The organism is Edwardsiella hoshinae NBRC 105699 = ATCC 33379 (assembly GCF_000474215.1).
Taxonomy (GTDB): domain Bacteria; phylum Pseudomonadota; class Gammaproteobacteria; order Enterobacterales; family Enterobacteriaceae; genus Edwardsiella; species Edwardsiella hoshinae.
Genome location: NZ_BAUC01000009.1, coordinates 19,391 through 30,972, shown reverse-complemented (window position 1 = coordinate 30,972; position 11,582 = coordinate 19,391). Strand labels below are relative to the sequence as shown.

The window sequence follows — 11,582 nt, the reverse complement described above, 5'->3', positions numbered from 1 at the left end:
CAGAGCAGGCAGAGCAGGCAGAGCAGGCAGAGCAGGCAGAGCAGGCAGAGCAGGCAGAGCAGGCAGAGCAGGCAGAGCAGGCAGAGCAGATCGTCGATGCCGCCGCATTAGCCACCGCTGCGCTGGATGAGACGCCCACGGCGGAAACCGAGGAGCGCGGTGCCGAAGAGGCGCACCGTCCAGAGGGCGCCGAGCGCGCCATTAGCGAACTGGCTGAGGTGGCTCGTTCGCAGGAGACGGTCGATCTCCAGGATATCGCCGCCGAGGAGGCGGCTTCGCCCGCACCGGCCGTCGTCCGTGAGCAGGAGAAACCGACTAAGGAAGGCTTCTTCGCCCGCCTGAAGCGCAGCTTGGTGAAAACGCGTCAGAACTTAGGCTCTGGTTTTTTTGGTCTGTTCCGAGGCAAGAAGATCGATGACGATCTGTTCGACGAGTTGGAAGAGCAGTTGCTGGTTGCCGATGTCGGCGTGGATACCACGCGTAAAATCATCGACACGCTGACCACGCATGCTAGCCGTAAAGAGCTGAAGGATGCCGAGGCACTGTACGGTAAGTTGAAACAAGAGATGGGCGAGATCCTGCATAAGGTGGACGCACCGTTGGATGTCAGCGGGCATCAGCCGTTCGTCATCTTGATGGTGGGAGTGAACGGCGTGGGCAAGACCACCACCATCGGCAAGCTGGCCCGTCAATTCCAGGCTCAGGGTAAATCGGTGATGCTCGCCGCAGGGGATACCTTCCGCGCCGCCGCCGTTGAGCAGTTGCAAGTCTGGGGTGAGCGTAATCATATCCCGGTGATCGCCCAGCATACCGGCGCCGATTCGGCGTCGGTGATCTTCGATGCCATCCAGGCGGCCAAGGCGCGTAAGGTGGATGTGCTCATCGCCGACACGGCGGGTCGCTTGCAGAATAAGTCTCACCTGATGGAAGAGTTGAAGAAGATCGTGCGGGTGATGAAGAAGCTGGATGAGCAGGCGCCTCATGAGGTGATGCTGACCATCGATGCCAGCACCGGGCAGAATGCCATTAGCCAGGCACGTCTGTTCCATGAGGCGGTCGGTCTGACTGGCATCACCCTGACTAAGCTGGATGGCACCGCTAAGGGCGGGGTGATCTTCGCCGTCGCCGATCAATTCGGTATCCCGATTCGTTACATCGGGGTAGGGGAGGGCATCGAAGATTTACGTCCCTTTAAGGCGGATGATTTTATTGAGGCACTTTTTGCCCGAGAGGATTAAAACGGATGATTCGCTTCGAACAGGTCAGTAAAGCGTATCTGGGCGGTCGTCAGGCCTTGCAAGGGGTGGATTTCCACCTAAAGCCGGGTGAGATGGCGTTCTTGACCGGCCACTCCGGGGCGGGGAAGAGTACCCTGCTGAAGCTGATTTGCGGTATTGAGCGCCCGAGCGCTGGGCACATCTGGTTTAGCGGTCACGATATCAGCCGGCTGAAAAACCGTGAAGTGCCATTCTTGCGGCGTCAGATCGGGATGATCTTCCAGGATCACCATTTGCTGTTGGATCGTACGGTGTACGATAACGTGGCGATGCCGTTGATCATTTCCGGTGCCAGCAGTGAAGATATTCGCCGCCGGGTGTCGGCGGCTTTGGATAAAGTCGGCCTGCTGGATAAGGCGAAGAGCTTCCCGATCCAGCTTTCCGGTGGTGAGCAGCAGCGGGTGGGTATCGCCCGGGCGGTGGTCAATAAGCCAGCGGTGCTGCTGGCGGATGAACCGACCGGCAACCTGGATGAGGTCTTATCCGAGGATATTCTACGCCTGTTCGAAGAGTTTAATCGCGTCGGGGTAACGGTTTTGATGGCGACCCACGATATGGGGCTAATCGCCCGGCGTCGTTACCGCATTCTGACCCTCAGTCAGGGGCGCATGGCGGGAGGTGCCCAGCATGAACAATAAACCCCATACTCGCGCCGCGCGTCGTCCGGACAAGAGTAAGGCGTTGCGCGGCGGCTGGCGTGAGCAGTGGCGTTACGCCTGGCTGAACACCCTGGCGGATATGCTGCGTCAACCGTTAGCGACTCTATTGACGGTGATGGTGATCGCCATCTCGCTGACGCTGCCGAGCGTCTGTTATCTGGTCTACAAGAACGTCAGCGAGGCCGCCACGCAGTGGTACCCGACGCCACAGTTAACCGTGTATCTGGATAAGGCGCTGGATGATGAGGCGGCCAGCCAGGTGATCGCCACCCTTAAGCAGCAGGATGGCGTGGCAAAGGTTAATTACTTGTCGCGTGAAGAGGCATTAGGCGAGTTCCGTAACTGGTCTGGTTTCGGCGGAGCCTTGGATATGCTGGAGGAAAACCCGCTACCCGCGGTGGCGATCATCACGCCCAAACTCAACTTTGAGAGTAGCGCTACCCTGAACTCCCTACGCGATCGCGTGGCGGCGGTGAAAGGGGTGGATGAGGTGCGTATGGATGATAGCTGGTTCGCCCGTCTGGCGGCGCTGACCGGTCTGGTCGGACAGGTGGCGGGGATGATCGGCGTGTTGATGGTGGTGGCTGTATTCCTGGTAATCGGCAACAGTGTACGCCTGAGTATTTTCAGCCGGCGTGATACCATCAATGTGATGAAGCTGATCGGCGCGACCGATGGTTTCATTTTGCGTCCCTTCCTCAATGGCGGTGCCTTGCTGGGATTCTGTGGCGCCTTGCTGTCGCTGATTCTTTCTCAGACCATGGTCTGGCAACTGGGTGGGGCGGTCTCACGTGTGGCTTCGGTCTTCGGTACCAGCTTTACTTTGCACGGTTTGAGCTGGGATGAGTGCCTGCTGCTGCTACTGGTCGCCACTATGATCGGTTGGTTGGCGGCCTGGCTGGCGACGGTACAGCATTTACGCCGTTTTACGCCGCAGTAACACGACGTCATATTACCTTATGCTATACTCTCTCCTCGTTGAGTCCGAGACGGGGGGAGAGCCTGTTGGTCTAACCCAATCTGGGTTCCCACCTGGTATAATTTTATTCTCTCTTCGTCCCCGGGTCGTGTCGGTTTGGTTCCAGCGCGGTTGCAGATTTGTGCAACATTGTTCGCTATAATAGTGAACTTGTGGGGTGACTCACGGTCAAATTATGCAGAAACGTGCTAGCTTTCGTCGTTTGGCTTTTTGCCAGGCCGAAAGTACCCAGAGCACGGACTGTTAGCGTATTGAGAGGGTTTGATGAGCAAAGAAATGCAAACTTTAACCTTGGTTCCCCAGGGCAGTCTGGAGGCCTATGTGCGGGCTGCCAATGCCTATCCGATGCTGACGGCAGAGGAAGAGCGGGCACTGGGTGAACGGCTGCATTACCAGGGCGACTTGGATGCAGCTAAGCAGCTGATCCTGTCGCATCTGCGCTTTGTGGTTCATGTCGCCCGTAACTACGCCGGCTACGGTTTGCCGCAGGCGGATCTGATCCAGGAAGGCAACATCGGTTTGATGAAGGCCGTGCGGCGCTTCAACCCTGAGATGGGGGTGCGCCTGGTCTCTTTCGCGGTGCATTGGATTAAGGCTGAGATCCACGAGTATGTGCTGCGTAACTGGCGCATCGTGAAGGTGGCGACCACCAAGGCACAGCGCAAGCTGTTCTTCAACTTGCGTAAGACCAAGCAGCGTCTGGGCTGGTTCAATCAGGATGAGGTCGAGCTGGTCGCACGCGAGTTAGGTGTCAGCGAGAAAGACGTGTTGGAGATGGAATCGCGTATGGCGGCGCAGGATATGGCGTTTGACCTGCCGAATGATGACGAGCCGGAGGGCACGCCTGCCGCACCTGTGTTATTCCTGCAAGATAAGTCTTCCGACTTCGCTAACGAGATCGAGGATGACAACTGGGAGAGCCACGCGGCCGACAAGTTGAGCGTCGCCCTGGAAGGGTTGGACGAGCGGAGCCAGCATATCATCCGTGCCCGTTGGCTGGACAGCGAGAATAAGGCGACGTTGCAAGAGCTGGCCGATCGTTACGGTGTTTCCGCCGAGCGGGTACGTCAGTTAGAAAAAAATGCCATGAAGAAACTGCGGGCGGCGATAGAAGCCTAAGCCCGTACACGGCAGAATAGAGGGCGATGCATCCGCATCGCCTTTTTTATTGCCTACGGTTCGGCATCGGTGGCATATACCCGAGGAGGAAGGATGAACGGCAGCGATCTCAGCGAGGCCGTGGCGCGGCAGATTGTGCACCGGGCGATGAAGATCATCGGCCACTCGGTCAATGTAATGGATGCCCACGGGATGATCATCGCCTCCGGCGACGTGGCGCGGGTACATCAACGCCATGAAGGGGCCGTGCTGGCGCTGGCGGAGAATCGGCTGATCGAGATCGATGAGGTGGCGGCCGGCCAACTGCGCGGGGTACGTCCAGGCATCAACCTCCCGATCACTTTTCAGCGCCACGTCATCGGGGTCGTCGGTATTTCCGGTGCGCCGAGTGAGGTTCGCGCCTATGGTGAGCTGGTGCGTATGGCGGCCGAACTGATTGTGGAGCAGGCGGCGTTGTTGGAGCAGAACCAGTGGGAGAAGCGCTATCGGGAAACGTTGGTGCAACAGTTGATCGCCGATGAGCGCGACGAGGCGCAGCTGGCGGCGACTGCCGCCTACTTGGGCGTCGATGTCGCCCAGCCGCGTATCGCCCTGTTGTTTACCCTGCAAGATGCTCAGCATGAGACGTTACGAGCCCTGCTAGAGGCTTTGGCTGCGGTGAATCGTGAGGCCTTGATTGGGGTGCAGGGATTTGACCAATTGGTGTTGCTGCTGCCCTGCGAGTCGGGGGCATCGGATGCGGATCCGGCGTTGCGCCGAGCGGTACGCCAATTGACACGTGGCATCGCGACGCGTTTCGCCTTACGCGTCTATGTCGGTGGGTGCTTTCGCGGCACCGATGCCGTCTCGCGCTCCTACCGTAGTGCCTTGGCGTTGCAGGCGCTGGCTCGACGCCATGCCTTGCACGGCATGCTGCTTTATTACCACGATCATGTGCTACCGGCGTTATTGGAGCAACTGGCGGGCAGTTGGCAGGCCGATGAGCTGGGGCATGCTTGGCTGCTGTTGCAACGCCAGGATAGCCGCGGGGTGTTGTGTCGCACCCTACAGGCATTCTTTGCTCAGAATTGTGAACTGTCTCAAACCTCAAAACAGTTGCATATCCACGTTAATACTCTCCGTTATCGACTACAGCGCATATCCGATATAACTGGATTAAATATCAATAAATTAGAAGATATTATTCAGCTTTATCTCGGTATGCAGCTCAACGGCTAACTTGTAGCTTCCTACAAAAATGGTGCCGCGCCGCGGCCCATTTTCTGTCGATTACCCTCAAGCTTTTCCACACATATTTTCCATAATGGCCAAGTACCCTTCACCGCCTTGTGCGGACATAGCGATAACAACAAGAGGAGACGTACCATGACGACAGTTTCCGCTACGGGCGCGCTGGTCGCGCTTGTGGTTGCCATCATATTGATTTTACGTAAAGTTCCCCCTGCATATGGCATGATTGCCGGCGCGTTGGCCGGCGGTTTGGTCGGAGGCGCCGACCTGGTACAGACCATCTCACTGATGATCGGCGGCGCACAGGGGATCACCAGTGCGGTATTGCGTATCCTCGGCGCTGGCATTTTGGCCGGAGTGCTGATTGAGTCGGGGGCCGCCAGTACTCTCGCGGAAACCATTGTGCGTCGTGTCGGCGAGGGGCGGGCCCTACTGGCATTGGCGGTGGCGACGCTGATGTTGACAGCCGTCGGTGTCTTCGTCGACGTGGCGGTGATCACCGTTTCGCCGATTGCCTTGGCGATTGCCCATCGCGCGGATATCTCCAAGATGGCGATCTTGCTGGCGATGGTCGGTGGGGGTAAGGCGGGCAACGTCATGTCGCCTAATCCGAATACCATCGCAGCGGCGGAGGCGTTCAATGTCCCGCTGACCTCGCTGATGATGGCCGGCATCGTGCCAGGTTTGTTTGGGCTAGCGTTGTCCTATCTGTTGGCGCGTCGTCTACGGGCGCGTGGTAGCAAGGTACAGGCGCATGAATTGGTGGTCGCCGAGCACGCTAGCCAGCCCTCCTTTCTAGCGGCGTTGAGTGCTCCCTTAGTCGCCATTGTGTTGTTGGCGTTGCGTCCCGTGGCCGGGATTGCCATCGATCCGCTGCTGGCGTTGCCGTTGGGGGGACTGGTTGGCCTGGTGGCGATGGGGCAGTGGCGCAACGCTAACCGCTATATGGTTTCCGGCCTGTCGCGCATGGCGCCGGTGGCGATCATGTTGCTGGGAACCGGTACCTTAGCCGGCATTATCGCCAACTCAGGGTTGAAAGAGGTATTGATCGCGGGATTGGGGGCCTCCGGGTTACCTTCCTACCTGCTGGCCCCGGTCTCCGGCGCGTTGATGTCGATGGCGACAGCCTCCACTACCGCCGGTACCGCCGTGGCATCTGCGGTGTTCAGTTCGACTCTGTTAGAGATGGGGATTACCGCCCTGGCCGGTGCGGCGATGGTTCACGCTGGCGCCACCGTGTTCGACCATATGCCGCATGGTAGTTTCTTTCACGCCACCGGCGGTAGCGTCAACATGCAGGTGCATGAGCGCCTGAAACTGATCCCTTATGAGACGGCGGTCGGCTTGATGATCGCATTGATTTCTACCCTGATGTTCGGTGTCTTCCATCTTGCGGGTTAACGGAGAAAATAGAGTATGAAGATCGTGATCGCCCCCGATTCGTTTAAAGAGAGTCTGAGTGCCATACAGGTGGCTCAGGCGATTGAGCAGGGTTTCCGTGAGGTCTATCCCGACGCCCATTATCAGTTACTACCGATGGCCGATGGTGGTGAAGGGACGGTTGATGCTATGGTGGCGGCGACCGGCGGTCAGCGTGTCGCCCAGACCGTTACCGGGCCGTTGGGGCAGCCGGTCGAGGCCTTCTTCGGTTGGCTGGGTGATAACGAGACGGCGGTGATCGAGATGGCGGCGGCCTCTGGTCTGCATCTGGTACCCACTGAGCTCCGCGATCCGACGCGAACCACCAGTTATGGTACCGGCGAGCTGATTTTGGCGGCGCTCGATCGTGGCGCGCGCCGACTGATCCTAGGGATTGGCGGCAGCGCCACTAATGATGGCGGAGCCGGGATGATGCAGGCCTTGGGGGCCGGGTTTTATGACGTCGAGGGGCGGGCATTGACCTATGGCGGCGGTGCGTTGCTTGACTTGGCTCGTATCGATCTGGCCGGGATGGACACGCGCCTGGCGCAGACCGACATACTGGTGGCCTGCGATGTCAACAATCCCCTCTGTGGACCGTTGGGCGCCTCGGCTGTCTTTGGCCCACAGAAGGGGGCTACGCCAGCGATGGTGGCGCACTTGGATGCGGCATTGCATCACTACGCGATGCTGCTGGAGCAGGTCAGTGGTCGGGCGGTGCTGAATGTGCCGGGGAGCGGGGCGGCCGGTGGTATGGGGGCGGCCTTGTGTGGCCTGTTGCAGGCACAGTTGCGTCCGGGTATTGAGATCGTGACAGAAGCGCTGGATCTGGCTCAGGCGGTGCAAGGCGCCAGCTTAGTGATCACCGGCGAGGGGCGCATCGACAGCCAGACGATCCATGGCAAGACGCCGATCGGTGTGGCGCGAGTCGCTAAGGCGGCCGGGGTGCCGACCATTGCGCTCGCCGGTGGAATGACGCCAGATTATGGCGTCGTCCATCCCCATGGATTGGATGCCGTCTTTTCAGTGTTGTGCCGCATTTCAACCTTGGAGGAGGCGTTAGCGCAGGCGCATGATAACCTGCGCGTGACGGCGCGTAATGTGGCGGCGGTGTGGCGCGCGGCTAACGACGCCAGCCGTGCGTCTGCCGGCTAAAACCACAGGCGGCCATGAAGCGCTCCATCGTCGCCTGCTGCGCACTGGGAATATCGCTGAGCGGCAGCTGCCAGGCGTGGATCGCGGGTAGCTGGCGCAGGGTGTCTTCGACCAGATAAAGCCCAACACCCCGACGGCGCGTAACCTCACGAACCATCAGATCGCGCAGGGTGGCGATGCCGTTGTCTAGACTCACCTTGACGGCCGCCAGTAGACGTTCATTAAAGCGAGCGGCGAATAGGGCTCCGCCATTATCTAGCCATTGTTGCCAGCATTCCGGTGTCTGTTGGGGCCAGATTTTTTGCAGATCGCGCAAATCATCGACGCTGAGCGTTGCCAGGCGTTCAATAGTCAGTTTCATGGGTCTTTCCGTCAGGTAGCTATCGAAGGGATCGTGCCGTCATTGTACGGCATTCTCGTTGCGCGTGCCGTACCTGACGCCTTTCGGCGTCGCCGCACCGCCTTCTGACGTCATCGCCGCGTCATCCCGCCGTCATCCACCGGTTATTTCTCTGTCATACGCGCATGGCATGGTAGCCAACGCCAATAACATGTCGTTTATCACGCACCGATGCCAATGCGGTGAGCGTTTTACTACGGAGAGTGCACATGGTTAACAAGGTAACACAGACGCTGGCCTCGCTGGCCATCACCCTGACGTTGAGTACTCCAGGATGGGCGGCGATCGAAATCCCATTCTGGCACTCGATGGATGCCGAGTTGGGCAAGGAGGTCGATAACCTGGCGGCGCGCTTCAATCAGTCGCAGAGTGACTATAAGGTGCTGCCCGTCTATAAGGGGGACTATGAACAGAGCATGGCGGCAGGCATCGCCGCCTTCCGTAGTGGTAAGGCACCGGCCATTCTCCAGGTGTATGAGGTCGGTACCGCCACCATGATGCAGGCGCGTCAGGCGATCAAGCCGGTGTCTCAGCTATTCCAGGAGGCGGGGATTGCCTTTGATCAGACGCAGTTCGTGCCGACGATCGCTGGCTATTACGCCGATGTCGATCAGGGGCATTTGCTGTCGCAACCCTTTAACAGTTCGACACCGGTGCTGTACTACAACAAGGATGCCTTCAAAAAGGCGGGACTCGATCCGCAGAAGCCGCCGCAGACCTGGCAACAGCTGGCCGAGTATGCCGCGGCGTTACGTCAAAGTGGCATGTCATGCAGTTACGCCAGTGGTTGGCAGGGGTGGGTGCAGTTGGAAAACTTTAGCGCCTGGAATGGTTTGCCCTTCGCCAGCGAAAATAATGGCTTCGGCGGTCCATCGGCTCGCTTGACCTTTAACCAACCGCAGCAGGTGGCGCATATTCAGCGCCTAGCGGACATGATGCAGCGGGGCGAGTTTAGTTACTTTGGTCGTAAGGATGAACCGACCGCCAAGTTTTACAACGGTGATTGCGCCATGATCACCACCTCCTCGGGGTCGTTGGCCAATATCCGCGAGTACGCCAAATTCAATTATGGTGTTGCCTTTATGCCGTACGACGAGCGCATTGCTGGCGCGCCGCAGAATGCGATCATCGGTGGCGCCAGCCTATGGGTGATGAATGGTAAGTCGCCGCAGGTTTATCGCGGTGTTGCCGAGTTCCTTAACTTCTTGACCCGTCCAGAGAATGCGGCCGAATGGCATCAGAAGACCGGTTATCTGCCGGTGACCAGCGCCGCCTATACGTTGACGGAAAAGCAAGGGTTCTATCAACGCCATGTTGGCGCCGACACGGCGACGCGCCAGATGTTGTACAAGGCGCCGCTACCCTTCACCAAGGGAGTCCGTCTGGGCAACATGCCGCAGATCCGTACCGTGGTGGATGAGGAGTTAGAGGGGGTATGGACCGGCAAGCAGCGTGCTCAGCAGGCGCTGGATAATGCGGTTATGCGTGGTAATCAACTGTTGGCGCGCTTCGAGAAGCGTCAACCATAATTTCCCGTCCCGCGGCGAGCGTGGCGCTGGCAGCGCCACGATGTCCTGTGCGTTGAGGTGATATGAATACCCCGATCCCTGTTTATGGTCGTAGCTGGCTGCCCTATGCGTTGGTGGCTCCCCAGTTGGCGATCACCTTGGTGTTTTTTCTCTGGCCAGCCGCCGAGGCGTTATGGTACGCGTTGCAGCAGGTCGATCCTTTCGGCCTCGCCAGCCGCTTTGTCGGTCTGGAGAACTTCGCGACGCTCATCGATGACCCGTATTATCTGGCATCGGTGCGCACTACCCTGTGGTTTAGCACCTTGGTGACCGTGAGCGGCTTAGCGATTTCGTTATTCTTCGCAGCCTTGGTCAACCATGTGCTGCATGGCCGCCGTATTTACCAAACCCTGTTTATTTTGCCTTATGCGGTGGCGCCGACCATTGCGGCGGTACTGTGGATGTTTCTGTTTAGTCCGGGCATGGGGCTGATCACCCATGCCTTGGCCAGCGTGGGTTATGACTGGAATCACGCCCGCAACAGCGGTCAGGCGATGTTTCTGGTGGTGCTGGCCTCCGTCTGGAAACAGGTAAGCTATAACTTCTTGTTTTTTCTGGCTGCACTACAATCTGTCCCACGCTCACTGATCGAGGCAGCGGCCATCGACGGCGCCGGGCCGTTGCGCCGTTTCTGGCATATTGTTCTGCCGTTGATCGCGCCGGTCAGCTTCTTCTTGCTGGTGGTCAATCTGGTCTACGCCTTCTTCGATACCTTCCCGGTGATCGATGCTGCCACCGGCGGAGGGCCGGGCCAGTCGACGACCACCTTGATCTATAAAATCTATCGCGAAGGTTTTGCCGGGTTGGATCTCTCCAGTTCGGCGGCCCAATCGGTGGTGCTGATGGTGATGGTCATTGGATTGACGCTGATCCAGTTTCGTTATGTAGAGCGTAAGGTGCGTTACTGATGATAGAGAATCGTAAGGGGCTGGAATGGTTCAGCCATGTGATGCTGATCGCCGGTGCCTTAACTATCCTGTTTCCTTTGTATGTGGCGTTGGTGACGGCGACCCTGGATCGGGCGCAGGTGTTTCAAACACCGATGCCGCTGTGGCCTGGCGCTGAATTGTGGAATAACCTGCGTCATGTCTGGCAGCAGGGGATCGGTAATGGGGGGATCCCATTCGGTCGCCAGCTGCTCAACAGCCTGGTCATGGCGTTGGTGATCACCGTCGGCAAGATCAGTGTGTCGATGCTGTCGGCTTTCGCCATCGTTTATTTTCGTTTTCCGCTGCGTAACCTGTTTTTTTGGTTGATATTTATTACCCTGATGCTGCCGGTAGAGGTGCGTATCTTTCCGACAGTGGAGGTGATGGCAGGGTTGCGGCTGATGGATAGCTATACCGGTCTCACGTTGCCATTAATGGCGTCAGCCACCGCCACCTTCCTGTTTCGCCAGTTTTTTATGACGTTACCGCCACAGCTAGTTGAGGCGGCGCGCATGGATGGGGCGGGACCGATGCGTTTTTTCCGCGATGTGTTATTGCCCCTCTCGCGCACCAATTTGGCGGCGTTGTTTGTGATCACCTTTATCTATGGTTGGAATCAGTACCTTTGGCCGTTATTGATCGCCGGCGAGCCGGAGATGGCGACGGCGATGGTCGGTATAAAAAGCGCCATTGCCAACGGTGAAGGCGCTACCGAGTGGCAGCAGGTAATGGCTGCGTTGTTGTTGACCCTGATCCCGCCATTGGTGGTGGTATTTACCATGCAGCGTTGGTTTGTGCGCGGCCTGGTCGATAGCGATAAGTAATTGAACGAGGTAACGGACGACTC

Annotated in this window: 11 protein-coding genes; 10 read left to right on the top strand and 1 reads right to left on the bottom strand. The window is 58.3% G+C overall.

Annotated features, from left to right (window positions below):
• The 7 genes from ftsY to EHO01S_RS03535 all read left to right on the top strand — a co-directional run.
• On the top strand, positions 1-1,238 hold a 1,238-nt coding region (ftsY, locus tag EHO01S_RS03565; protein WP_024522673.1), incomplete at its 5' end, for a signal recognition particle-docking protein FtsY.
• 5 nt (positions 1,239-1,243) lie between these two features.
• Positions 1,244-1,915 carry a cell division ATP-binding protein FtsE gene (gene ftsE / locus EHO01S_RS03560; RefSeq protein WP_024522672.1) on the top strand — a complete coding sequence of 224 codons (672 nt, stop codon included), beginning with the start codon at positions 1,244-1,246 and terminating at the stop codon, positions 1,913-1,915.
• The gene (gene ftsX / locus EHO01S_RS03555; RefSeq protein ID WP_024522671.1) at positions 1,905-2,876 is read left to right on the top strand and encodes a permease-like cell division protein FtsX; all 972 of its coding nucleotides are present in this window, start codon (positions 1,905-1,907) and stop codon (positions 2,874-2,876) included. The genes ftsE and ftsX overlap by 11 nt, the downstream gene beginning before the upstream one ends.
• A gap of 303 nt (positions 2,877-3,179) precedes the next feature.
• A complete protein-coding gene (gene rpoH / locus EHO01S_RS03550; RefSeq protein WP_024522670.1) occupies positions 3,180-4,034 on the top strand; it encodes an RNA polymerase sigma factor RpoH in 855 nt (284 codons plus the stop codon).
• Between the two features lie 93 nt (positions 4,035-4,127).
• A complete protein-coding gene (locus tag EHO01S_RS03545; RefSeq protein WP_024522669.1) occupies positions 4,128-5,252 on the top strand; it encodes a sugar diacid recognition domain-containing protein in 1,125 nt (374 codons plus the stop codon).
• A 147-nt stretch (positions 5,253-5,399) separates the two neighbouring features.
• Positions 5,400-6,665, top strand: a complete 1,266-nt coding sequence (locus tag EHO01S_RS03540; RefSeq protein ID WP_024522668.1) for a GntP family permease — start codon at positions 5,400-5,402, stop codon at positions 6,663-6,665.
• Positions 6,666-6,680: 15 nt separating this feature from the next.
• Positions 6,681-7,838 (top strand): glycerate kinase, encoded by a 1,158-nt coding sequence (locus EHO01S_RS03535; RefSeq protein ID WP_024522667.1) that lies wholly within the window; start codon positions 6,681-6,683, stop codon positions 7,836-7,838.
• Here the strand turns inward: EHO01S_RS03535 and panM are convergent.
• A complete protein-coding gene (gene panM / locus EHO01S_RS03530) occupies positions 7,807-8,199 on the bottom strand; it encodes an aspartate 1-decarboxylase autocleavage activator PanM (protein WP_024522666.1) in 393 nt (130 codons plus the stop codon). The genes EHO01S_RS03535 and panM overlap by 32 nt on opposite strands.
• A gap of 248 nt (positions 8,200-8,447) precedes the next feature.
• Here panM and ugpB point away from each other — a divergent pair, with 248 nt between their 5' ends.
• The 3 genes from ugpB to ugpE all read left to right on the top strand — a co-directional run bounded on the left by ugpB (position 8,448) and on the right by ugpE (position 11,559).
• On the top strand, positions 8,448-9,767 hold the full coding sequence (gene ugpB, locus EHO01S_RS03525; protein ID WP_024522665.1) for a sn-glycerol-3-phosphate ABC transporter substrate-binding protein UgpB: 1,320 nt from the start codon (positions 8,448-8,450) through the stop codon (positions 9,765-9,767).
• 62 nt (positions 9,768-9,829) lie between these two features.
• Positions 9,830-10,714 carry a sn-glycerol-3-phosphate ABC transporter permease UgpA gene (ugpA, locus tag EHO01S_RS03520; RefSeq protein ID WP_024522664.1) on the top strand — a complete coding sequence of 295 codons (885 nt, stop codon included), beginning with the start codon at positions 9,830-9,832 and terminating at the stop codon, positions 10,712-10,714.
• Complete coding sequence (gene ugpE, locus EHO01S_RS03515; protein WP_024522663.1) at positions 10,714-11,559, top strand: sn-glycerol-3-phosphate ABC transporter permease UgpE; 846 nt, start codon at positions 10,714-10,716, stop codon at positions 11,557-11,559. Before ugpA ends, ugpE begins: the two co-directional genes overlap by 1 nt.
• Positions 11,560-11,582 lie beyond the last annotated feature (23 nt).

Bases quoted from the DNA above. Each gene is read 5' to 3' on its own strand.
- EHO01S_RS03540 (WP_024522668.1), top strand. From the start codon at position 5,400: ATGACGACAGTTTCCGCTACGGGCGCGCTGGTCGCGCTTGTGGTTGCC.
- ugpB (WP_024522665.1), top strand. From the start codon at position 8,448: ATGGTTAACAAGGTAACACAGACGCTGGCCTCGCTGGCCATCACCCTG.
- ftsE (WP_024522672.1), top strand. From the start codon at position 1,244: ATGATTCGCTTCGAACAGGTCAGTAAAGCGTATCTGGGCGGTCGTCAG.
- EHO01S_RS03545 (WP_024522669.1), top strand. From the start codon at position 4,128: ATGAACGGCAGCGATCTCAGCGAGGCCGTGGCGCGGCAGATTGTGCAC.
- panM (WP_024522666.1), bottom strand. From the start codon at position 8,199: ATGAAACTGACTATTGAACGCCTGGCAACGCTCAGCGTCGATGATTTG.
- ugpE (WP_024522663.1), top strand. From the start codon at position 10,714: ATGATAGAGAATCGTAAGGGGCTGGAATGGTTCAGCCATGTGATGCTG.
- ugpA (WP_024522664.1), top strand. From the start codon at position 9,830: ATGAATACCCCGATCCCTGTTTATGGTCGTAGCTGGCTGCCCTATGCG.
- ftsX (WP_024522671.1), top strand. From the start codon at position 1,905: ATGAACAATAAACCCCATACTCGCGCCGCGCGTCGTCCGGACAAGAGT.
- EHO01S_RS03535 (WP_024522667.1), top strand. From the start codon at position 6,681: ATGAAGATCGTGATCGCCCCCGATTCGTTTAAAGAGAGTCTGAGTGCC.
- rpoH (WP_024522670.1), top strand. From the start codon at position 3,180: ATGAGCAAAGAAATGCAAACTTTAACCTTGGTTCCCCAGGGCAGTCTG.